Raw genomic sequence first — 23,572 nt, forward strand, 5'->3', positions numbered from 1 at the left:
TAAAGGCTGAAACAGGCAATTTTCCTGTTCAGCCTCTAGATTATTTCTTTTTGACCAATTCATACCCATTCTGCTGGATGGCAAATTCCACCCCTTGCTGCAGATTTGAGAACGAGTGGATTCCTTCAAGGTTCACGCCTGAATGTAAGATTTGGATGCTCAGTTCAGCTGATACGCCGACGATGAAACATTGAGCTCCGATCAGGCGGATCGATTGAATCATTTTTTGGATGCCATGTATTGTGTAGGAATCGACTTGCTTAATTCCCGTTAAATCGATTAATAAGTATTTAGCCTTCAGTCTGGTGATTTCAACCAAAGCTTTTTCGACCATGTTGCTGAGCCGCTCTTCATTGTATTTGCCAATCAAGGGGATGACGAGGATCCCATTTAAAACTGGGATGATTGGGGAGGACAGCTCCTGAATCATAGAGGAAAGTTCTCCCGTCCGTGCCTCTACCTTTTTTTCTAATTCCAAAATGCTTTCCTGCTCTTTCTTTCTCGCTAATTCATGGATATTGTGCGAGATTGTCAGATTGGATGGGAAAATCTCCAATTCATCATAATCATGGCCTTCCAACTGGCTTTTCAACATTTTATACCACATATTTTGCTTGAAGAGTCCGCCGAATATGCCTGCCCAATGGCTCGGCAGCAGCACGCCAGCTTTATTTTTATCAGCAATTTTGAAAATGCGGTGTTCCCAGCTATTGCGGATTCGCACAACTGCCCTTTTCTCTTCAAAGGAGTACTCATGAATCTCAAATATTCCCCAGCCCGCGTTTTTATAGATATCCTTGTATTCCTCCATTAGCTGTATCACATCGGTCCTGCCTTCGTAATAGGAGCTTACAAGATGACCCATGCGATAACCGGTCACTTCATAGACCGTCTTTGAAACGTCACTACCGGATATTTCTTCAATCGTTTTTAGGAACAACTCGATCGCTGAATCCCAAAAAAGCAATGCAGGAGCTCCATCAAACGTCAGTTGTCCTTCCTTGTTGTCCCATATAAACTCATTTTTGTTCAATTGAAACTTATGGCTGGAATTGGGCATTCTTATTCTCCCTTAATGATCTGAATTAGTTTAATTCTATATGAAACTAGTGCAATAATCCAATTTCCAGTTTTTACTTTTAATAAAGAGCAAAACTCGAACAAATCCTTTGTTTCGTGACCACAAAAAACGCCTGTATTCAACTACAGGCGTTCTTCGAATAAGCTGATCATTTACTAATTGTTATTCTCTTCACTCGGCTCTTCATCTAAATCAGGTTCTTCTTCATCAGGTTTTTCTTCATTAGGCTCTTCCGTCATATCTGGTTCTTGGTTATCTTCCTGCTCTTCTATATTTTCCATGTTATTTTCATCTTCCGGCGGCGCATCTTCCTCTGCAGCACAACCGGCCAATATAATTCCTGCACCTAACGGGATAGACAATAGTGCATTCTTGAACTTCATATTCTGTCATCTCCTTTTGCAGTATTTGTTCATTTAGTTTATTCCCTGATTGACTGTAAATAAACTTGCAGGGGTTCATATGAAAATTCACTAGTCTCTTTTTAGAGACATATGTTTCTAATTCCCTTGTTTAATTTTGAGTCACAGGACTAGGATCTAAAAATATATAAATTAAAGAAAACGTAATTGGTTCTTAATTTTATCTTAAAAAATAAAAGCTAGAATAATCGTAAGCATTCAGTTGGTGTTAAACATTAAAAAAAATTAAGGAAAAGCAAATATTATTCAAAAAGGAAGGATGATATTTCTGGTTATTTCCTATCGAAATCATCAAGGCGGACCTGAATAATTTGGTGGTGGTAGAAAGTAATGGAGTCATTACCACTAGCTTAAAAGATAAGCAAACAGCCATAAGAACACATAAAAGGAAATAAAACGATTAAAGGCTAAACAAAAATGAACATTACTTAAAAATTTATACCCAACTATACAAGACCTTATTAAAGGTCTTATTTTAATGGTATGTAACCATTCTAGGCAACAAAGTCAACACTGCAAAAAAGTGCATAATCGAAGCTGTGATCACAATCAGGTGCCATATTGCATGATGACACTGTAACCCCCTCCATCATTTTAACTGATTATTCTATTACATTAGCTGGAAGATAAAACTTGTTTCTTTTAGCTGAAAAACGGGAACTTCATATAGTAAGAGAATTGTAGAGGAAGTGTACATGAGATGAATTCGACGTCAGCTGTAAAAGTGAACGAAAAAATGAGAGAAGTGAAACCATGGGTGCGTCGTTTTGGCCGATTGGGTTATATCGCTAAAGGTCTTGTATATGTGATGATTGGGATCCTCGCAGCTTTAGCGGCTTTTGGGCCCAAAGGCGAAACAACTGGGACACATGGTGCTCTCCAATCAATCGCCGAAATGCCATTTGGTGAAGTCGTCTTATGGATCATCGGAATTGGATTAATCGGCTATATCTTATGGGATTTTATAAAAGCGATTAAGGATCCTGAGAATGAAGGAAATGATGCTAAAGGTCTTGTTAAGAGAACTGGTTATTTCATCAGTGGCCTGATTTATGCGAATTTAGCATTTGGTGCCATAAAATTAGCCAGCAACACCGGTTCCGCTGGTGGTGGAAACTCGGAGAAAACGATATCGGCCAAGTTAATGGAACAGCCTTTTGGCGAATGGTTGGTTGGAATAGTGGGAGCCATTATTATTGGGTACGGTGTTTACGAACTTTATAGCGGTGCAAAAGAGAAATTCATGTCTAAATTCAAAACCTATGAAATGAACGAAAAAGAACGCAAGATCGCACGATGGTCAGGTAAAATAGGACTGATATCACGAGGGATTGTTCTCAGTATGGTCGGTTTTTTCTTCATTCGCACAGCCTACACAAACAATCCCAATGAATCAAAAGGACTTGGCGGTGCTCTGACAGAATTAGCAGACCAGCCATTCGGACAGTTTCTGCTGGCGATCGTGGCAGTTGGCCTGATTTTATATGGGGTCTATCAGATCATCCGTGGACGCTATGAGCATATGAATTTTGGGAATGATGGAAGATAGATAAATGGCTTCGGGCAAGTGACCCTATCTTAATTGATTTATAAACGGAAATATTCTCTGGATTTTCCTTTCAAAAAACGGCGGTTCGGTTTTGGATAACTAAAACTTAATTAACATAAAAGAAGCAGTCCAATCACTATTGATGGGACTGCTTTTTTTAGTTGATATTAATGGGTTTTTAACCAAGATGAATAAGCCCCCTATTCTCCCTTATTGGCAGAGTTACAGAAGTCATTGGAGAATACTAATAGGAATAACCTTTTCAATTAAGAATAAATATTAACATAAAGAAAAGTAAACATAGATTCAGAGGGGGTTTAGGGTGTGAAAGAAAGGAAAGAAAAAAGAGTAAATGTTCCAATGGGTTCTAAAAGTGCCATTACTTTTGGATCTGCTTTAGCCATTACAATATCTTGGAGTATTCATAAATCCGTTCTCTGGGCCATAATTCACGGGTTCTTTAGTTGGTTATACGTTATTTATTATATTTTTACTAGATAAAACGAATACAAAACAGAAAAAGCAATCCAAATAGCCAGCTAATTCGCATATGAATAAGCTGGCTTATTTTTGTCGGTATATCAACGTTTGGTTTTTTGTTCGAATTTAGCACTCCAGTGCTGCTAACTACAGGTAAGATGAAAATCATCTGGAGTTGTTTTATTATTAAACCAATCAATTAAAAAATAAAAGAGTGTTGGTAGTGCTTTATCTTGTATTGAAAAATTGACCGGTCCCTGTGATCATGTTTTAGCTATTCTCAACATCTGAATATTATTAACTTTAGACGAGGAGAGAAAGCAAATGAAACTAGAACTGATGGATATTTTCCGCATGGAATATGACTTTAGCTGGGATACTGAAACTTGGTTTGCCCCTTTAGAATCTGCTCTTGAGGGTTTGAATGCCACAGATGCAAACTGGCAGCCGCCTGGTGGAGGGAATACAGTTTGGCAAACTGTGAACCATCTAAACTATTACAACGCCCTACTTGTTAGAAAAATCAATGACACAACGCCTAGAGATAAGGCATCTAACCACAAGCCTTCATTTGGAGATATAGGGAAACCAGCAGATTCTGAATGGAAGGAAGTCCTGGCAGTGAATACATTTGGAGAGATCGGGGATCCCGCAGATTCTGAAAAATGGAAAGCAGTCCTGGCAGAAACTCACCTAATTTGTGAAAACTTGCGTAATTCACTGGCAAAAGTTAATGACAGTCAGCTGGACGAGGAACTTGTTGGCGGTCTGGCTCGTCAAATTTTACACAACGTATACCATATCGGGCAAATTGTCTTAATCCGCAAACAACAAGGCTCTTGGCCAAAGGAACGAGAATAAATTGTATATTCCGCTATATGACGCAAGATTTCAAGCAATTTCAAAACAAGCCTAAGAATGTTAAAAGCACTGCGGTAGCAGTGCTTTTTACTTGTTACTTGATATGAGATTAGCTTTTTGTATTATTTCGCATTCGCAACTATAGCCTGCTGTACCGTTCCGTAAGTGTTTAACTTCGAGAAATCAATACCTGTATTGATGACATCGATTGCCAGATCAGGGCGTATGCCTGTTAGCATCGTCTCTAATCCGATCAGCTTCAGGACTTTATGGATATTGAAAATTCGCGCTGCGACTTCAGCATCGATCGTGGCGATACCGGAGAAATCAATAATAAGTGTCTTGATCCTCAGTTCACTGATCTTTGGAATGACATGGTTCATGATATGGTCACTTCGTTCATAATCGAATTCACCAATCAATGGCAGGATGGCCATTCCTTGTTCAATCGGAACGACTGGAGATGAAAGCTCAGTGATGATTTTCTCGTTCTTTTTGTGCAGTTCGTTCGCTTGCCTTTCACGATCGATCATCGTCTCGGTGATGCTTAAATCAAGCAAGTAGCTCAATCGGTTATTGACCTGAACCACTTCCTCTGTCGTAAGCCCCTCTCCAATCGATTCCTTTGTCAGCATTTCGATCAGCTGAAGGCGTGTTTCGGCATATGGCTTAAGAATACTGGCTATTTCCTCGTAACCGAATTGATACTTCGGTTGATCTGCCTGTACTACCTTAAACCATTCCAGAAACTTCTCAGCCACTTCCTCTTTAGTAAGGTTCAGTGTTTTCCCAAGGAACCCCAGGAATTGTATGTTTGTTTGGATTGACTGTTCAATAATTTCGGCTGGAAGCTCGATTTCCAGCTTCCTTATATTATAATCTACGATTTCTTTACTGATTGATTCTGCATTTTCAATTAGGTGGTTTGCAAATCTTTCGACTGGATTCACGTTGTCAGCTCCTGTAAAAATTCCTCTATTTTATTTTTACTAGATTATACCACGGTTAGGTTAATAACTAGAAATAAAATCATGTTTTGGTCGATGCCAAACCGCGAAATGGAAGATTTCCAATAGCAAGCCCCTGTCCGTTTTTTCACTGGTTTAAAATCGAGATACATTTTTCTTAGCCAAAATTTGAGATACAATCAACCTGAAGGGGAAAAAATTTGTTTAATTTGACTTGAAAACAATTACATGTTAATTTGTATATGCAAATGAATAAAAGGATTTGATCAAATGAATGAAGAAGAACAGGTATTAATCCATTGTCTTTATTTTACAGCTAGCCGCTTTGCTCGTAACATTACGAAATTAGCCGAAAAGACATTTGAATTTGATGACCTTGCCCCTTCCTATCTTTACATGATTATGATTGTGAAGTTCCATCCTGATATTACACAAAAGGAGCTATGCCACAAGCTATCCATTGCCCCTTCGACCAGTACAAGGTTTATTGATAAACTAGAGAAACTAAAACTGGTCACTAGAAAAATGGATGGAAAACAATCATTAATCTCTTTAACTGATGAAGGAGAAAAAGTCTATCATCAATTCCGGGTTAATTTAAAAGAAATGTTTACTAGCTATTCGAGCGTATTAGGAAGAGAATTCAGTATGGATTTAAGCAAAATGCTGCACGAAGCGAGCAATAAGCTGGAAAAAGATCTTTAATTTTTTTTAACCATTCATTTGCATATACAAATAAGCAAGGAGGCTGATATTTTGTCTGATAAATTAATACTTATTGTCGGTGCAGGACCAGGGATTAGCTTGAACACCGCAAAGAAATTCGGAAAAGAAGGCTTTAAGGTTGCCCTGATTTCCCGAAGTACGGAGTCATTACAGAAACATGTAAGTGAACTTAAAAATGACGGGATTGCAGCAGAAGGTTTCCAAGCAGATGCCTCTTCAGAAGAATTTTTAATAGCAGCTATTAATCAGGTAATTAAAGCTCATGGCAAAATCGATGTACTCTTATACAATGCTGCTGCAGTAAACCCAGGAAAACCAACAACTATAAACGTGGATCAATTAGTGAATGATTTTAAAATCAGTGTAGCTGGAGCGCTTGCCAGTGTTCAAGCAGTGATTCCCCATATGGAAAATGGAACAATTTTGTTAACAGGCGGCGGATTAGCCCTTCACCCCTATGCTGACTATGCTTCATTGGCCATTGGAAAAGCGGCAATTCGTAATTTGACTTACAGCTTGCACCAAGAATTGAGTCCTAAAGGGATATATGTTGGAACATTGACGATTAATGGATTTGTACAAGAAGGCACTTATTTTTCTGCTGAAAATATAGCGAAAGCATTTTATGACATGTACGTTAATCGAATGGAAACAGAAATGATATATGAAGAAAAGTAAATTTTTTTCGTATTTCATTTGTATGTACAAATGTTTCTTTTTAAAAAAAATTTGAAAAATTAGAGGAGAATAATTTATGAAAACTCTTGTCATCATCACTCACCCAAACTTGGAACAATCTCGCGTTAACCGCACCTGGATGGAAGAACTGAAAAAACACGAAGAAATTACAATTCATACTCTTCAGCAAGCTTACCCGGACGGAAAAATAGACGTAGCGCATGAACAAAGCCTGCTGGAATCGCATGACCGCATTATTCTACAATTCCCATTCTACTGGTACAGCACGCCTGCTTTGTTAAAACAATGGCAGGATGAAGTTCTCTCTTACGGATGGGCATATGGTCCAGGCGGTGACAAGCTTCACGGCAAAGAACTAGGCCTTGCGATTTCAACCTTCGGACCGGAAGATTCTTACCAGACTACTGGCTACAATCATTTTACGATGGAGACCTTAACTACTCCATTACAGCAAACAAGCAATCTCATCGGCACGAAGTTTTTACCTTTATTTGTCCTCAATGGAGTTATGCATGTTTCAGATCAGGAGCTTGCTGAAAATGCTAAGAATTATGTTGAATACGTTCTTCAGCGATCAACGATCGAACAGCGATAAAAATTCATAAAAAAACCTTGACCTCAACTTAGGTTGAGGTTGTATCTTTTTATTTGAACCTAATAAAAAGAATATCGGAGGAAAAGAGTATGAAAAAATTTGCTTTTGTAACTGGGGCCAATAAAGGAATTGGCTATGAGGTTGTCCGCCAACTGGCAGAGGAAAAATACACTGTATTTTTAGGAGCAAGAAATGAAGAACTCGGGAACAAAGCTGTAGAATCATTAAGCTTATCCAATATTTCGTTTGTACAAATAGATGTAACAGACACGGAATCCATTCAAAACGCAAAAAATAAGGTCCTTGAAGTAACAGATCACTTAGACTTGTTAATTAACAACGCTGGGATTGCACTCGATTTTGGCATGTCCCCCACTGAATTAAAAATTGAAACGCTGCGCGATGAATTCAATGTGAACTTCTTTGGAACGTTCCAGATGATTCAAACGTTTTTACCGCTCATAAAAAATTCTCAACGCGGGAAAATTGTAAATGTTACAACTGATATGGCTTCGCAAACAATGTTTGACAATGGCCAGGCCGGGCACCTGAATTTATTAGGCTACAATTCATCAAAAACAGCTGCAAATGCCTTAACACTGTCCTTTGGAAAAGAATTTGGCATTCACGGTCAGGAAATTTTCAGTGTAACACCAGGCTTTACCACTACGGATCTTAATGGTAATGCTCCAGGCGGCAAAACGACGGCAGAAGGTGCTCAAATCATTGTTAAATATGCAGTAAGTGAGAATAATTATAATGGTAAAATTCTTAATAACAATGGAATCATTCCATGGTAATCAGATAAGGAAACCACTATGAACTATACAATTGGCCAAGTCGCAAAAATGAATGATTTATCCATTTCTCAATTACGCTACTATGATAATCAGGGGCTCTTCCCTTTTCTAAAAAGAACGGAAAAAGGTGATCGGGTTTTTGACGATGACGCCCTTAAATTTCTGGAATTTATCCTATGCTTAAAAGATACTGGCATGCCGATCAAGGAAATAAAACAGTTTGTAGAAATGTCAATGGTCGGGAAAGATACGAATCCACAACGGATTGAGATGATGAAGCAACAAGAATTGAAGATTCAACAACAAATTCGTGAATCCGAAGAAAACCTGATTAAAATCCAACAAAAGATTTTACGATTGGAACGTGAAATGCAAAACTGATCGGAGAAGACCAACGTTGCAAACTGTTGGTCTTTATATTTTGATCCTTATTATCAAAATTTACATTCCTGCTCTCTTTAAGACTCAGAAATCTCTTATTTGTTCCCGTTTTCTCTGATTTCACTCTTTTTCGGTCACTTCTTGTTCCCGTTATTCCTGGTTCTACTCTTTAACGGTCACATGTTTCCTCATTTTGTTCCCGTCATTCTTGGTTTCACTCTTTTACGGGCACATGTTTCCTCTTCTTGTTACCGTCATGCCTGGTTTCACTCTTTTACGGGCACAAATTTCCTCTTCTTGTTACCGTCATCGATGGTTTCACTATTTTACGGGCACATGTTTTCTCTTCTTGTTCCCGTCATGCCTGGTTTCACTATTTTACGGGCACATATTTCCTCTTATTGTTACCGTCATAGATGGTTTCACTCTTTTACGGGCACATGTTTCCTCTTCTTGTTCCCGTCATGCCTGGTTTCACTCTTTTACGGGCACATATTTCCTCTTCTTGTTACCGTCATTCCTGGTTTCACTCTTTTACGGGCACAAATTTCCTCTTCTTGTTACCGTCATCGATGGTTTCACTATTTTACGGGCACATACTTCCACTTCTTGTTACCGTCATGCCTGGTTTCACTCTTTTACGGGCAAAAATTCACTCTTCTTGTTACCGTCATCCTGAATCCTACCCCATTTCGGGCAAATGCTCTTTTATTGGTTATTAAGGAACTGCCAAAGTTCGTTTATACCTATTTTAAGATGCTTCCACCCTTTTATCATGCCCAGCCTCTAAAAGTTCCGCTTCCTCTCCCCGTCCTTCACTCCACTTAAAAACAATCACACCGCCTAAAATAACCATAACACCCACGAATTGTTTTAGCGTAAAAGGAACTTGCTCTAATCCCAGCCAGCCCATTGAGTCCCACAATACCGCGAATCCCAGCTGTGAGGTCAACACGATTGAAATTGCAAACGTTGGACCCAGGTATCTGATTCCTTGAACGATGCCTGTAATGACGCCGATTCCTAGCAATCCGCTCAGCCAGTACCACCATTGCATTTTTTCCAGATTAAAAAGCTGTGCGCCTTCAACCGTTAGGCCCAGGATGAACGAAGCGAGAAAACCCAGCCCCAGTACCAAAGTCGTAGTCGTCCATGACCCTGCTTTCTCATTGACCTTGCTGTTAAAAATATTTTGTAGGCTGACAAGCGTCCCAGCCATGATTGCAAATATAAGCCCAAGAATCATACGATTTCCTCCAAACCATTTAACTTACTCATAGAGATCTTCCTTAGCGACCAACTTGAGCCCTTCTAAATCCTTAATGATGATCGCACCTTTCGCGCGCACAACCAATCCATTTGTACAGAATTCCTTTATGACCCGGTTAAGATGCCTGTAGCTTGTTCCGATTAAATTGGCAATGTCGGTAAGGTTCGATGCACTAACATTTCCATTTACCAGTTTTTCATTTTCATCATAGGCAACCGATACAAGATAACTCGCTAACCGTGTTTCCACAGGGTACATAATGTTATGACGCATAAACTGCGATTTGATATAGAATTTCCTTGTGATAATTTCAAGCAAAAATTGCAGGAATGGCGAGTGTTCCTTTAAGTATTCCCTCACAACATTTTGCCGGACTCCTATCATTACTACAGGGGAAACGGCCTCGACGGTATTGATCGTGTCGATTTTTTGTACATATTCAATATCCCCAATAACCTCAAGTGGTGTTTTAAATGAAAGAATCAGCGTCTTTCCCTCTTCGGAAGTAGTGAAAATCTTCACTTTCCCCTTGACCAGAAGGTATAAGTTCTCGACTGCTTCTCCCTGAGAACAGATCTGCTCCCCTTTATCAAACTCGTATAGTGACAAATACGGCATGATTTCTTCCTTAAACAACGATTCAATTTTATAAGACCGTAAATACTCTTCTATCTGTTTTGATTCTCTCATTTCTTTCATATAGAATTCCCTGCCTCTTTTCACACTTTACACAGGACGATTATAAACCAAGAATCATTACACCTGCTATCATCATTGTAATCCCAATCAGCTGCGGCATCCTCATTTTTTGCTTTTTGATGCCGAACCATCCGTTACCGTCAATCAGGACAGTCATCCCAAGTTGCGAAATCAGCATCGCTGAAACAGTAAGGGTGACACCGATTAAATGAATCGCCGTAACATTACCGAAAACAACCATCGCCCCAAACGTGCCGCCAATTAAATACAGCGGGTTCACTTTCCTTAGCCCTTGCCAACTTCCGCTTCCGGCAAACATCATGATGACTAGAGCAGCTAAAAACCCAGTGAACTGAGTAATCGTAGCAGTCTGCCATGTACCAATGTCCTCACTGATTTTCGAATTTGCTACACCCTGCAGCGTTATAAATGCTCCCCCTAAAAAAGCGAAGACAAAACCTTTCATTCCTTTTCTCCCCAATCCTTAATCTATAAATCCATTAAAAGACAGGACGGTAGATTTCCGGAAGGACATATGTCCTTATTCTAGAAAAAAAGAATATTTTAAAATTATTAAAGGTTAATTGGATTATAATGGATTATGGTTAATGGGATGGATTTACATATTTTTTTTAAAAAATGAAACCAACATACCCTTTCGGAACGACATACTAGTGAAAATAACAAATGGAGGTTGCCCAGTTGAGTGAGGAACAGAAATTATTAAATCAAATCCGGGCAGGAAATGGAGAAGCGTTCAGCCATCTGGTTGAAGATCTGCTTTCTTCAGCCTATAAGACAGCTTATCTCATACTTGGTTCAAGGGAACTGGCTGAGGATGCTATCCAGATCGCTTTGGAGGACTGTTATCTAAGTATTATGCGAAACATGGAAATTCGCCATTTTAAGGCATGGTTTTACCGGCTCGTCTATACCCGTTCAATTGATGTTTATCGGAAGCAAAAGCGAAATCAGTTTACTGATATTGAGGATAATCCAGAGGCGATCGCCAAGATGATGTCCGAGTCTGCCCAGGAAAAAGCAGTTGAAAAAGAAACAAAGAATGAACTGATGAAGTTGATTACCAATTTAAAGGATGAACAGCGACTCCCTCTCCTGCTGTTTTATTTTGAAAACTTATCTGTCAAGGAAATCAGCCTGGTTCTCAATGAAAATAGCAATACTGTAAAAACCAGGTTAGCCCGCGGCAGGAAAAAGCTAGGTGAACTGATGAAAAAACAAAGCCACTTTCAAATGGAGGAAAAATCTTATGGGATATGAAAAGGATGAACAGCTAATCCCTGTGACGCTTGAGAATTTCACAAAGAATTTACCCGAACGATTCGCAGCTGGAGAATTTGACGAAGCGAGGATGGATCGGGTTGCCATTGAACTTGCAGGCTTTAATAAAGCCATGAAAAAGCATTGGACAGTTTGGAAAAAGGCAGGACTGGCAACAGCTGCAGTAGCTGCCAGCTTCTTGTTATTTATCGGTTCAGGGTTTGTATCCCCAACAATGGCAAAGATGGTCGCGAAGATTCCCCCGTTAAGCTCGATTTTTGAAAGTCCAGAACAAAATCTGACGGAGCGCTTAACTCAGGCTTTGAAAAAAGAAGGATACCCAGTCAAGCAAGTAAACCAGTTTGTCGGGAGCAAAAACGAAGGAATCACCGTAACATTGGATGCATCTGAAAAGCAGGTCAAAGATATGGAAGCTGGTGTAAAAAAAATAGGGTTTTCCATGGTCCAGAGCAAGGAGTTTGAAGGAACAAGGATCGAGGATTATTTCATAAAAGTTAGACAACATAAAGAACCCTCTGAAAAATGGAAACAGGAGCAAGCTCAAATCGAAAAGGAAAGTGAAGAAGTGTTCCAAATCGTCCATGCTGCCCTGGAACCATTTGGTTTTACTAACAGCATTGGTTATAGTTCTGATTCGGTTGAACTTGAAATCCCTAGCACTGAAAAGAAGGAAAAAGTGGACGAAATAAAGAAGGCCGTAGAGGATGCTCTTGCTGAGAACGGCAAGGATAATGTAGAGGTCAAAATCAGGAAGTTCAACCTGGCCAAACGAGAGCAATACGCACGCTGGAGCAATGCAGTCTCAGGCATCGCCCATGAATTTAAAACCTATAAAAAATATAAAGTGTCCGGTGTCGGCTATCAAAGTAAAGAAGGATTGATGCGAATCTTCATCACAATGAAAATGAAGAGCACCGACGATGGAGCAGCCGAACACGCCAACGACCTATACACCATGGCCGAAGAATTTATCAAGTCAGACGAAATATGGCCATTTGTTAAGGAAGATCCCTATAAAATCATCGTTCGGACCAAGGATAAAAAGGAATTTGTTATTGAGAATGGCGAAAAGCGATTTGAATGATATGGAAGCAAAGGGATGTTCTCTTCCCTTTGCTTTTTTAGTGAAAAGATTTTCAGTATACCTATTAGATAGCGGATCATATCTATAGCTGGTTGATGGTCTTTTTTACTACTTTCACTCTAAACCAGCACCCGTTACTTTAAGTACATTCTGGCACAAAGTTGGCACAAAAAGCTGGCTATTAAATGCGGAGTATCTCTTTACTGCACATTAACCTAATGACAATTTTCTAATTAGACCTAATCCGGTTTGTTGTAACTTGAACAGGAAAGTCATAAGCTTTATATAATAAATATTCAAATTTTTACACTTTTAACCTTAATAGGAAAGGATGACTGAGATTACAAATGATTATTGATTGCCATTTTCATGTTGATGAAACGATGTTAACGCTAGAAAAAATGATTCAAGAGATGGATAAAAACAATGTTGAGAAAACCGCATTAATTCCACCTTTTAATGAAACCATGTATGAAAAAGAAAGTAAATACCAGCATAACCTACACCACTTATTCCGCTTTTTAATCATGAATTTCCCCAAAATAGGCAATAAAATTTATGACGGATTAGTTAAAGAAGGTTACTTTAAAGTCAATGGAAGCTTTAAGATTTTTACCGAGCCCAATAATGACATGGTAGCAAATGCGATAAAACGCTATCCTGATCGTTTTCTAGGCTGGGCTGCAGTTAACCCAACTGTTCCAGAATCTGTCGAGACATTAGAGACATACCTTAACCTACCTGGTTTTATTGGAGTAAAGGCCCATCCATTTATGCATAAGTATAGTATTAAAGAACTTGATTCCATTGGAGCCTTATGCCAAAACAGAGGTATCCCAATGATTATTCATCTATCTTCAGAACCAGATTCCTACAAATACTTACCTGACAGATATCCCAAACTCAAAGTTATTTATGCTCATGCAGGACTTCCTTTTTGGAAAAGCATGTGGAAATATGCAAAGGAAAAACCCAATGTTTACGTGGACACATCAAGTGATTACCTTACCCCCACTATCGTAAGAAATGTTGTTCAGGCACTTGGATATCGTAAAGTATTGTATGGCTGCGATGGACCATATGGAATGAAAAAATTTAATGAGTACGATTACTCGGATAAAAGGAGTTGGGTCGAATCTTTAGACATTCCTCAAGAACATAAGGAATTTATTCTAGGAAAGACTTTTATGGACTTAATAAAGAGTACCGACTTGGACTTCATACAGAACGGATAAATTAACGAGAATATAACGTTCAGGAAGCATTGTTCACAAAATCCATAATTATAAAACAAAATGCGATGCTTCTTAAAGCACCGCAACATTTTGGCGAAAAAAATATCTACCTTGATTCTAACTTAGTCTATTCTACATTTGGAATTTCTCTATGGATATATATCAGCGACTTTCATAATTATTCCATTGTATTCGAAGGTTTTAATAGGTTGAATCAAAAACAAATAATAATGGTTATCCTTCAGTTTTTCGTTCATTACCTCTTTTGAAATTTCCAGTGATCTTCGCCATGATTAATTGTGCTTCCGTTGAATTTTCGGCAACTTTCATTCTCTTTAGAAATTTCTCAGCTTCTTTTCCTTTTAAGATTTTAACCTGTCTACCATAATAATCTAAAAAGACAGTGTTATCTTTTGTCACGCGAAAATTAAAAGGTTCTTCACCTAAACGATTCCTTTTATCGATATTACTCATTTATCCTTTTATCTTCCTTATCTAAATTTAGTATTTTAAGATTTTAAGTGTGCTATTCACTTTTTCAGGAGCTTAATAGACGTCAATTCATAAAACCATACCTAATCATAAAACCATTGTTCATTCATAGATACGGAATATTTCAATACAATATTTTCAATTACCTATATGAATCATGAATTGGATGGAACAAGTCTTCCACTGCTTTTCTGACAACTGAAAAGTGTTCCACATTGTAATGGCCATGAAGAGTTTCATTATGATGCTTGATAATTTGTTCTGCGCTTAAAGCACGGCTGTCCGTTGTTGAATGTCCATCACCTACTAAGGTGACATCCACCCCACTAATAGTGGCTGTTCTGACCGCACTGTCTATACAGTGCTGGGTTTTACACCCCATTATAACAACATGCTCAATCTTTTGAGATTTTAGATGATCCAGTAGTCCTGTTCCATGGAAAGAATTTGTTGCAGATTTATCAAAAATCTTCGAATCCGCAGGCACATTAATTTCTTCGTGAACCTGAAATCCTTTACCTTTCCCTTCTGCAACATCTAAATCCCTTACAAAGACAACTGGTACACTGGATTTTATTGCTTTTTCAATTACTAAATTGATATTCCTGATAAGTTGTTCCTTTTTAAAAACAGCACTCTCTTCTTGATTTCCATCAATTAATTCTTGTTGGGCATCAATAATTAACAATATTTGATTCAAAATGATTTTCCCCTTTCAATCAACACAATATCTTACAAAATGTTACTTTGTTATATTTGCTGCAAACTCCCCAACTCCAACCTTACAAAAAACAACTAAACCTACTACAACTCCTATTGCTAAACTTTTTTTGTAAGAATACTTTATAATCCTTCTTTACTAGAATTGTTAAATAAGGAACCTAGACTATGGGCAATTAAAAACTGAGCCGTGTAATAAGTAGACATGATGAGTAAACTTGATTGTGGTACATCAGCTACAAACATATTCCAAGATAATATAGAATCGGAAAGGACAAATAAAAAACTTCCTGCAATTGCCCATTTATTACCTGTCATAATGGCTGACCAGGCCATAAGAGAAATCACAAAAACATAAGCAATAACAGGAATAACGAGATTACTGTTTCCGTTTTCTACCAAAGATTTCACCAGTTCGTTCCCAATTAAGAAAGAGTAACCAAAAATAAGAATGATCATTGCAAAACGTGTTTTAGAGAACGTCCATATTCTAGTGAATCCCAATACGTAAAATAAATGCCCTGTCAAAAATGCAGCTAATCCAAAAATAAAAGAACCTGCAATTAAACCATCTCCCAACATACAGATAAACAATCCAGTTAGTATAATCCATTGAGTAGGTTTAGGTTTAGTATCGCAACGCAGGTAGGCATAAGTTATGATTAATACCATAGGAATGAGCTTAAAAGTGATTTTCAGAGGTGCAGGATCTTCGGGGATAAAAAAGATATAAAGTCCACTCATGAATAAGATAAGAAGAGGTAATGCAATTTTTTTCATATGTACATCACTTCCCAATAATTTTTACTATATTTTATGTTTTATTGTAGATAAATAGGACTTCTTCACAAGAACCTAGATATCCTCTATTTATAAATTAAATTAACTTGAGTAGTTTCTCCGTATAGAAAAAACGTTAATCCTCATGGATCAACGTCAGTCACTTTCCTTTAATTAAGTTTTTCCTACTTAAAGTCCTGTCTGCCAATTAAAAAAATAAAACTTAAACCCTTGGCCAAATGTACAAATAGAAATGTCAATAAAAAAAGTGAAGCACCGAAATGACCACCCTATATAAGTCAGGAAACTCCTGGCTCTTCTATAATTCTCAAGAGGCATTTATCATTGTGTGTATATCGTTATTGCAGCAGAATCTCATATGTTTGATAATTAATTCATCCAGATTTTGACTGTATTTTATCGTCTCTTCACTACCATAACCATTAATTGTAGCAGACTCAATCATTTTAGACTTCATTTTATTTATACAATTGATAAGTGGCGATTCAGATGCACATATAATCATATCCGATAAATCTCCTGTGTATTATTTGAATTTAATTATAATACATAAAATTCCTCAAAAGTAAGTTTTTGTAGAAAAACAAAAAATCTAGAATGATAATTTTAAAACTCCTACTTATCAAAGTTTTTTTTCTGCCACCTTGTTCAATATGTATGTTCCACAAAAAATGCGATTATCCTACCTGGATCAACGCTACCGTTACTTTAAGTACAATACTAAGTCTTTATTTTTCTAATTATAATATTTGAGCATAGCCAATTACATCCCGTTGATCATCATCTACTAAATATTTCATTCAAACAGTCTCCTCAAATTTTCCTCTCCCATTTCTATCAAGTACATTCAATGCATAGCATAAGTATCAAAATTTCCATATAGGTGTTCTTCTTCATATACCAAATAAGTAAGAGAGCTGCCACAGCAACTCCCTGTTCTAAACAAACGAAGCTGTTTGAAAAACCTCATCGTTTCACACAGATCTAAAACTTTTTCATTATTTTTCCAATTATTTTTCCGGCCGACTTTCCAGCTTTCTTCGTTACTTGCTTCTTTACTTGCTTCTTAATCTCCTTCTTTATCATGCTCTTTAATCCCATCTTATTCCCTCTTCCTATTTAGTAACTTTAATGGATGGTCAATAATTTTACGGTTTTTATCACAAAAAGTTTCATTCCTGCTTTGGTAAGATCAAAACTATCTGCATCCTTAGTACAGAAAAAACGCCGCCTAATTTTGGCAGCAGATTAGATTTTAAACCACGTTTAACTTATTATCTAAAAGGGTCGCTAAAAAGTCATTAATATCGCTATATACTTCATCTGGTTGAACACTAAAATCACTTGTCTGATAATTCGGCAGCCAATGTACTCCAATTGTATGTACATTCGCTTGTTTACCAGCCATGATATCCGCGTCACTATCTCCGAGGAAAACAGCCTCTTTGGGTGTCACATTTAGATATTCTAATGCTTTGTTGATTCCCTCTGGATGGGGTTTTGGAAGCTCAACGTCGTCGCCCGTAATTACTACATCAAAAATGTTATTTAACCCAAGACAATCTAAAGATATGTCTAGACTTCTTTTGGCTTTTCCGGTCACTATTCCAAGTTTATACTCCTTTGTTTTTAACAGTCTAAGCAAGGTGTTTATTTCCTCATTATTTTGAACCGTATTCTCATGTCGTTCCTTATATATTTCATAATATAACTCAATGGCATCCTCATATTTATTATTCTTAAGATTTTCACGGATAATACCAGTCTCCGAGGGACCGAACATAGCCTTAATTTCTTCTGAGGTTACCATACGATTATCAAATTTCTTAAACACAGATTCAAATGCTAAGAAACACATCGGTAATGTATCCGCAAGTGTACCATCAAAGTCAAAAATAACTGCTTTAATAACAATCACATCCTTATTCATGTACATTATTTTTTCTACATAAAGTAAAAAATTTCCTTCTTCAAAAAAAAGTGCTTCCCCTTTTCGATACTGAAATTCCACAAAAATCTCTGGATCAACGCACCTGTTTAAGTATGCAGATTCACAGGCTTTTGCCTACGGTTATGTATCAAAATGTTTTTGTTAATGCGTAATCTAGTATTTCCTGATAGAGATTATGCCAATCAGAATAATATGAAGATACTTTATCAGGGGTTATAAAAATGCGTTTTCCAGATTCATATTTACCTTCAAATTGATGTAATTTGGTTATATTCATTTTGTAAAATACCTGAAATCCAACTTTAGGATAGGGGCTGTTTTCGTTCCAGTGTGGATTATCACTGTGATCAACAATTATGTATCCCAGCAGTCCGCATTTCCCCTCAACATATCCTTCTTCCATGGCTTCTCGCATAAAGCATTCCTCTGGTGTTTCACCGTATTCAATATGTCCTCCTGGAAAATCCCATCCTCGATGGTTTAAATCAACTAATAATAATTGGTTATCCTTAAAACAAAAACCGTGCACACTTGTTACGAGATCAATTTGCGGCAGCTTGTTGGTACATTTCCACATTAATTTAACTCTTGCTTCTCCCCAATTTACATATGTAGTAGTCAATTTTCACACCTCCAATCCATTACTTAATTAATTGCACCGTTTAATAAGAAAGAGCCACATTAACTCCCTGCTCTTAACGTACGAAGCTGTTTGTTTATTTTGCGGAATACCCTCATCTTTTCTCACAAAATCTAAAACTTTATCATCACTTTATGATTATGTTTTCAGCAGTCTTTCCAGCTTTCCTTGTTATTTGCTTCTTCACTTGCTTCTTAATCTCCTTCTTTATCATTCTCTTTAATCCCCATCTGATTCCCTCTACCTATTTCTTTAAGAAAAAGTTTCGTCAATCCCAACCGTTTTGAATTAGAAGCTTCTCCCCTCTCTTGACCAACAATTTCTTTTATTAGACTTGGTCCATGCTTTGCCAGGGAACAGGATCTTGTCTACAATAAAGAAATGCTATATTTATAAATTATGATTTAAAAGAAGATGGTGAACGTAATGAATTTGAAGACGACTGATTCTGTCCAGCAAGCTATGCGATTGTTTATTTCTTCAGGAAGTGATGTCCTTGAGGTCGTGAACGAAAACGGTGAATCAACCGGGTTGTTCACTATTAATCATTTGCATGAAGCAATCGAAAAAGGCAAGATCAATGAACCTATCTCTGAGTTAATGAGCTCTCCTGCATTTATGGGAACTCAAAACGAATTCTCAAACAGTTCAGATACAGAATATACACATCTGATTTCAAGTGATGCCTTCACGGAGATTATCAATTCCTCATATGACGGAATTTATATTACGGATGGTACAGGTATGACGATTAAGGTGAATAAAGCATATGAACGGATTACCGGAATTAAACAGCAGCAGCTGGTCGGGTACCATATGGATGAACTCGTCAAAGCCGGTTATATTTCTAAATCCGTTTCCACTCAAGTGATCAAAGAAAAGCGTCCAATTACAATGATGCAAACACTACATAATAAAAGGAATGTCATTGTTTCCGGAACTCCGATCCTCAATCAAAACAAGCAGGTGCAATATGTCATTAATAATGTGCGGGACATTACCGAACTGCTTCATTTAAAGCATGAAATTGAGGATTTGCAGGAAATCAGGGACTTGCGGCAGTCATCGAGGGACCTGAACAATACTGGCTATAATCTTGATTCAATCATACAAACTGAAGAAACGAAGAAAGTTTATGATCTTGCTAAGCATGTCGCTAAAACCGATGTAAAGGTCTTGCTTTTTGGCGAAACCGGTGTGGGAAAAACATTGATCGCTAAATTTATCCATAAAAACAGCTCACGCTCCGATGGCAGCTTTATTGAAGTGAACTGTGGTGCATTCCCGCCTAACCTCATCGAAGCTGAGCTATTTGGCTACGAACCTGGTGCCTTTACTGGAGCTTCGGCTAAAGGCAAGAAAGGATTGCTCGAAATTGCAGACCATGGAACTTTATTTCTCGATGAAATCGGTGATCTCTCGCTTGAGCTTCAGGTCAAATTGCTTAAGGTCATAGAAGAGCAAAAATTCATTCCGGTCGGATCAACAAAAACAAAAGAAGTGGATGTAAGGTTTATCGCAGCTACTCACAAAGATCTGAAGCAGATGGTGATTGAAGGCACCTTCCGCGAAGACTTGTATTATCGCCTGAGTGTCGTCCCGATTACCATTCCTGCTCTAAGAGAACGAAAAAAGGAATTGGTTCCCTTAATTGATCACTACTTAGCATTTTTCAATCAAAAATATCAATCCAGTAAGACGCTCACGATTGAAGCCATTGATTCCTTGATTGATTATGATTGGCCCGGGAACATCAGGCAATTGATGAATATCCTGGAGCGGCTTGTCGTCACAACGATGGACGATGAAATTAAGGGTCGCGATTTGCCGGAAGAATTAAGAAATTACCCTCCTCACCACCCTGTTCATAAATCTAACATTATGCCTTTAAAATCAGCGGTCGAACAAGTGGAAAGGGAATTAATCAAGCGAGCCCTAATAAAATACAAAACGACTAGAAAAGCAGCTGAGGCTTTGCAGGTTAGCCAGGGTACAATTGTACAGAAAATGAAGAAATGGAATTTGTCTGATTAAATATTTAATCAAAACCCTTCTCTTGATTATTTTTCTAATCAATCATATTGAATATGAACCTTCTGTTGCCTTAAAATGTGTCTATTTTAAGGCTTTTTTCTGAATGTTTAAATATTGGCACGCAACTTGCATGTATCTAAAAAGAAGGAAAGGAGCAGATGTAAGCATGAATTCGATCTCTACATTTAAGATTGCAAACAAATTGATTACAGGAAATGGGGCAACGACAAAACTTCCTGAGGAAGTAGCAAGACTGAATATGAAAAATCCTCTGATTGTTACCGATGAAATTTTAGAAAAAATAGGTGTGACTGAAAAAGTTACCCATCTTTTGGAAGGGCTTTCTTGTGGTGTTTATACAGGAGTGAAGCCTGAACCAGAGCTTGCGCTAGTAGAGGAGTGTAAGGATGTATTTGTTACTGGAAACCATGATGGGCTGATAGCTCTTGGTGGGGGAAGCGCGATTGATATCGCAAAAGCCGTTTCAGCATTTGCTGGATTTGAAGGACCGCTCCAGGACTTAATTGGAACCGATCTTGTACCTAAAAAAGGCGTTCCTATTATCGCCATACCGACTACAGCAGGCACTGGCTCAGAGGTGACCAATATTGCTATTTTATCAGACACAGAAGCACAATTAAAAAAGGGAATTGTAAGCGATTACCTACTTCCAGATGTGGCAATCGTTTCACCGGAAATGACCCTTACGATGCCGAAGTCCGTGACAGCAGCGAGCGGGATTGATGCGCTAGTCCATGCCATTGAGGCCTATATTTCTATCAACGCTTCCCCGATTACAGATGCATTGGCTATCGGTGCGATGAAAATGATTGCCAAAGATCTTCCCAAAGCCTATGCAAATCCAAATAACATTCAGGCCAGAGAGTCTATGGCGACAGCAAGCCTGATGGCGGGCATGGCTTTTGGCAATGCCGGGGTTGCCGCTGTACACGCACTCGCCTACCCTCTTGGCGGCCGGTACCATATTCCGCATGGTGTAAGCAATGCCCTTCTGCTTCCTTTTGTGATGGATTGGAATAAAATCGCATGTCCGGAGCGATTCCGCGATATCGCTGACGCACTTGGAGAGAATACGACCGGGCTTTCCGATAAAGAGGCAGCGGATTTAGCCGTAAAGAGAATGCGCCAATTATGTGAAATGGTCAATATTCCAAAAGGCATGAAAGCTTTCGACATACCTGAGGAAGACATCCGTTCCATGGCAGAGGATGCCTCTGAAATTACCAGACTATTAAAGAACAACCCAAGAGTTTTATCAACAGATGATATAGAGGCAATCTATCAATCTGCCTATTAAACTATAAGGAGAATCACTTATGTGGAAAAAACGTGAAGATATGCAAGAATCACCATATATCCCTTTCGGTCCTTTTAAACTGAGGCTGCCATTTATACACTATCGTTTTGAGTGGCCTGATTATGTACAAGGGTTATTATTGTGTGCTGTTGATTTAGCAGCCATCCCTTTGATGACCGAATTGCTAGGAATGCCGTTTGAAGTTGCCCTGGCTGTTGTCATGCTGAATGGATTGCTTTATCTTACCCACCACTTGCTCGGCGACCCGGTCGTTCCAGGTTGGATCACACCTGCCATTCCCTTAATCATGACCTACGTCTCCACTTTCCCAGAAGGCGATCAAAGAGTGTATGCCCTCGTTGGTTTCCAATTGACACTGGGACTCTTTTCAATCCTGCTGGGTATTACAGGGATGGCAAAAAAAGTGGTCAATCTTGTTCCTCCCGCTTTGAAATCAGGAATTATCATGGGAGCTGGTTTTGCAGCCGTTATTTCTGTCTTCCAGGTAGGCGGCAGATTTGAGTCATTCCCCTGGACAATTTCAATTGCTATTGGTATTGCATTTTATTTAATTTTCTCTCAGCATTTTCAAGAACTAAAATTACGGAGCAAATTCTGGATGCTCTTTTCGAAGCTTGGTATTTTTCCAATCATTGTTTTAGCCATTATTATCGCACCTATTTTTGGAGAAGCACCATGGCCGAAAATTGAATGGGGAATCAGTACTCCTGATTTTGCTACCCTTTGGAATGAATATACAGTCTTTGGATTAGGCTTTCCTCCTTTAATGATGTTTGTAACAGGATTGCCAACCGTTTTGGCTACCTATATTGTCCTTTTTGGGGATGTCCTCCAAAGCAAGGCATTAGTCGATGAAGCAGCAGATACCCGTAAGGATGAAAAAATCGATTATAATCCAAACAGGGCACATTTAATTTTTGGTGGACGTAACGCTTTAATGAGCATTCTCGGGCCTGATGTAACGATGTGCGGGCCTATGTGGGCTGCCATGCAGGTTGTAGTTGTAGAGCGTTTTAAAGAAGGCAAAAAAGCGATGAACTCTATTTTTGGCGGCTCAGGTTCTTTCCGTTGGGGAACAAACACCGGTCTGTTATTGCTGCCAATCGTCAGCCTTGTTCAGCCAATTCTTGGGATTGCTCTTGCATTGACGTTATTGATCCAGGGATATGTCAGTGTCAAGATTGGTATTCTTGAGGCTCGCAGCCAGCGTGATCTTGGCATCGCCGGGATAACAGGGGCTGTTCTGGCTACTAAAGGTGCAACATGGGCGTTTGCAGTCGGAATCCTGTTATGTCTGCTGATTTATGGAAAGCGTTTCTTCACTGGAGAAAACGATCAAACCTTTACGAAAGATGCAGGAGAATCAGATTTGAAGAACGTTTCATAAATATTTTTTTACGCTAGAGCAATGAAGCGTATTTTAACGTTGCTTTAATTGAGCCA

At 38.4% G+C, this 23,572-nt stretch carries 25 protein-coding genes; 13 read left to right on the forward strand and 12 right to left on the reverse strand.

What is annotated here, in order from left to right:
• Positions 1-40: 40 nt before the first annotated feature.
• Both ACXAEA_RS13485 and ACXAEA_RS13490 read right to left on the reverse strand, forming a co-directional pair.
• On the reverse strand, positions 41-1,060 hold the full coding sequence (locus tag ACXAEA_RS13485) for an STAS domain-containing protein (RefSeq protein ID WP_475096398.1): 1,020 nt from the start codon (positions 1,058-1,060) through the stop codon (positions 41-43).
• Positions 1,061-1,236: 176 nt separating this feature from the next.
• Positions 1,237-1,464, reverse strand: coding sequence for a hypothetical protein (locus ACXAEA_RS13490; protein ID WP_475096399.1), 228 nt, complete (start codon positions 1,462-1,464; stop codon positions 1,237-1,239).
• Positions 1,465-2,203: 739 nt separating this feature from the next.
• Here ACXAEA_RS13490 and ACXAEA_RS13495 point away from each other — a divergent pair.
• Positions 2,204-3,052: a DUF1206 domain-containing protein gene (locus ACXAEA_RS13495; RefSeq protein ID WP_475096400.1), complete on the forward strand. Its 849-nt coding sequence runs from the start codon at positions 2,204-2,206 to the stop codon at positions 3,050-3,052.
• Positions 3,053-3,856: 804 nt separating this feature from the next.
• Positions 3,857-4,393, forward strand: coding sequence for a DinB family protein (locus ACXAEA_RS13500; RefSeq protein WP_475096401.1), 537 nt, complete (start codon positions 3,857-3,859; stop codon positions 4,391-4,393).
• Between the two features lie 122 nt (positions 4,394-4,515).
• On the opposite strand, the gene ACXAEA_RS13505 is transcribed toward ACXAEA_RS13500, so the two are convergent.
• Complete coding sequence (locus tag ACXAEA_RS13505) at positions 4,516-5,343, reverse strand: STAS domain-containing protein (protein ID WP_475096402.1); 828 nt, start codon at positions 5,341-5,343, stop codon at positions 4,516-4,518.
• A 288-nt stretch (positions 5,344-5,631) separates the two neighbouring features.
• Here ACXAEA_RS13505 and ACXAEA_RS13510 point away from each other — a divergent pair, with 288 nt between their 5' ends.
• From ACXAEA_RS13510 to ACXAEA_RS13530, 5 genes are all read left to right on the forward strand, one after another.
• A complete protein-coding gene (locus ACXAEA_RS13510; RefSeq protein ID WP_475096403.1) occupies positions 5,632-6,066 on the forward strand; it encodes a MarR family winged helix-turn-helix transcriptional regulator in 435 nt (144 codons plus the stop codon).
• Positions 6,067-6,117: 51 nt separating this feature from the next.
• Entirely contained in the window at positions 6,118-6,765 is a 648-nt protein-coding gene (locus ACXAEA_RS13515; protein WP_475096404.1) for an SDR family NAD(P)-dependent oxidoreductase, read from the forward strand.
• Between the two features lie 76 nt (positions 6,766-6,841).
• Positions 6,842-7,381: an NAD(P)H-dependent oxidoreductase gene (locus tag ACXAEA_RS13520; protein WP_475096405.1), complete on the forward strand. Its 540-nt coding sequence runs from the start codon at positions 6,842-6,844 to the stop codon at positions 7,379-7,381.
• An 89-nt stretch (positions 7,382-7,470) separates the two neighbouring features.
• Positions 7,471-8,181: an SDR family NAD(P)-dependent oxidoreductase gene (locus ACXAEA_RS13525; RefSeq protein ID WP_475096406.1), complete on the forward strand. Its 711-nt coding sequence runs from the start codon at positions 7,471-7,473 to the stop codon at positions 8,179-8,181.
• An 18-nt stretch (positions 8,182-8,199) separates the two neighbouring features.
• On the forward strand, positions 8,200-8,562 hold the full coding sequence (locus ACXAEA_RS13530; RefSeq protein WP_475096407.1) for a MerR family transcriptional regulator: 363 nt from the start codon (positions 8,200-8,202) through the stop codon (positions 8,560-8,562).
• A 751-nt stretch (positions 8,563-9,313) separates the two neighbouring features.
• On the opposite strand, the gene ACXAEA_RS13535 is transcribed toward ACXAEA_RS13530, so the two are convergent.
• From ACXAEA_RS13535 to ACXAEA_RS13545, 3 genes are read right to left on the reverse strand one after another with little or no spacing between them, the layout of a single operon-like run.
• On the reverse strand, positions 9,314-9,808 hold the full coding sequence (locus tag ACXAEA_RS13535) for a DMT family transporter (RefSeq protein ID WP_475096408.1): 495 nt from the start codon (positions 9,806-9,808) through the stop codon (positions 9,314-9,316).
• 24 nt (positions 9,809-9,832) lie between these two features.
• A complete protein-coding gene (locus tag ACXAEA_RS13540; RefSeq protein ID WP_475096409.1) occupies positions 9,833-10,531 on the reverse strand; it encodes a Crp/Fnr family transcriptional regulator in 699 nt (232 codons plus the stop codon).
• 40 nt (positions 10,532-10,571) lie between these two features.
• On the reverse strand, positions 10,572-10,997 hold the full coding sequence (locus tag ACXAEA_RS13545) for a DMT family transporter (RefSeq protein WP_475096410.1): 426 nt from the start codon (positions 10,995-10,997) through the stop codon (positions 10,572-10,574).
• A gap of 236 nt (positions 10,998-11,233) precedes the next feature.
• Here ACXAEA_RS13545 and ACXAEA_RS13550 point away from each other — a divergent pair, with 236 nt between their 5' ends.
• The 3 genes from ACXAEA_RS13550 (at position 11,234) to ACXAEA_RS13560 (ending at position 14,152) form a co-directional block, all read left to right on the forward strand.
• On the forward strand, positions 11,234-11,812 hold the full coding sequence (locus ACXAEA_RS13550) for an RNA polymerase sigma factor (protein ID WP_475096411.1): 579 nt from the start codon (positions 11,234-11,236) through the stop codon (positions 11,810-11,812).
• A complete protein-coding gene (locus ACXAEA_RS13555; protein WP_475096412.1) occupies positions 11,802-12,917 on the forward strand; it encodes a DUF4179 domain-containing protein in 1,116 nt (371 codons plus the stop codon). The genes ACXAEA_RS13550 and ACXAEA_RS13555 overlap by 11 nt, the downstream gene beginning before the upstream one ends.
• Before the next feature lie 347 nt (positions 12,918-13,264).
• Positions 13,265-14,152: an amidohydrolase family protein gene (locus ACXAEA_RS13560; protein WP_475096413.1), complete on the forward strand. Its 888-nt coding sequence runs from the start codon at positions 13,265-13,267 to the stop codon at positions 14,150-14,152.
• A 234-nt stretch (positions 14,153-14,386) separates the two neighbouring features.
• On the opposite strand, the gene ACXAEA_RS13565 is transcribed toward ACXAEA_RS13560, so the two are convergent.
• From ACXAEA_RS13565 to ACXAEA_RS13590, 6 genes are all read right to left on the reverse strand, one after another.
• The gene (locus ACXAEA_RS13565; RefSeq protein ID WP_475096414.1) at positions 14,387-14,626 is read right to left on the reverse strand and encodes a hypothetical protein; all 240 of its coding nucleotides are present in this window, start codon (positions 14,624-14,626) and stop codon (positions 14,387-14,389) included.
• 160 nt (positions 14,627-14,786) lie between these two features.
• Positions 14,787-15,344, reverse strand: a complete 558-nt coding sequence (locus ACXAEA_RS13570) for a cysteine hydrolase family protein (RefSeq protein WP_475096415.1) — start codon at positions 15,342-15,344, stop codon at positions 14,787-14,789.
• Between the two features lie 143 nt (positions 15,345-15,487).
• A complete protein-coding gene (locus ACXAEA_RS13575; protein ID WP_475096416.1) occupies positions 15,488-16,144 on the reverse strand; it encodes a lysoplasmalogenase in 657 nt (218 codons plus the stop codon).
• Positions 16,145-16,472: 328 nt separating this feature from the next.
• Positions 16,473-16,670: an aspartyl-phosphate phosphatase Spo0E family protein gene (locus ACXAEA_RS13580; RefSeq protein ID WP_475096417.1), complete on the reverse strand. Its 198-nt coding sequence runs from the start codon at positions 16,668-16,670 to the stop codon at positions 16,473-16,475.
• Between the two features lie 750 nt (positions 16,671-17,420).
• A complete protein-coding gene (locus tag ACXAEA_RS13585) occupies positions 17,421-18,095 on the reverse strand; it encodes an HAD family hydrolase (RefSeq protein WP_475098128.1) in 675 nt (224 codons plus the stop codon).
• A gap of 148 nt (positions 18,096-18,243) precedes the next feature.
• Complete coding sequence (locus ACXAEA_RS13590) at positions 18,244-18,738, reverse strand: NUDIX hydrolase (RefSeq protein WP_475096418.1); 495 nt, start codon at positions 18,736-18,738, stop codon at positions 18,244-18,246.
• A gap of 444 nt (positions 18,739-19,182) precedes the next feature.
• Here ACXAEA_RS13590 and ACXAEA_RS13595 point away from each other — a divergent pair, with 444 nt between their 5' ends.
• The 3 genes from ACXAEA_RS13595 (at position 19,183) to ACXAEA_RS13605 (ending at position 23,516) form a co-directional block, all read left to right on the forward strand.
• Entirely contained in the window at positions 19,183-20,790 is a 1,608-nt protein-coding gene (locus tag ACXAEA_RS13595) for a sigma 54-interacting transcriptional regulator (protein ID WP_475096419.1), read from the forward strand.
• A gap of 166 nt (positions 20,791-20,956) precedes the next feature.
• On the forward strand, positions 20,957-22,108 hold the full coding sequence (locus ACXAEA_RS13600; protein WP_475096420.1) for an iron-containing alcohol dehydrogenase: 1,152 nt from the start codon (positions 20,957-20,959) through the stop codon (positions 22,106-22,108).
• Positions 22,109-22,127: 19 nt separating this feature from the next.
• A complete protein-coding gene (locus ACXAEA_RS13605; RefSeq protein ID WP_475096421.1) occupies positions 22,128-23,516 on the forward strand; it encodes a hypothetical protein in 1,389 nt (462 codons plus the stop codon).
• Positions 23,517-23,572 lie beyond the last annotated feature (56 nt).

It is taken from the genome of Mesobacillus sp. ABV4_180, assembly GCF_056158485.1.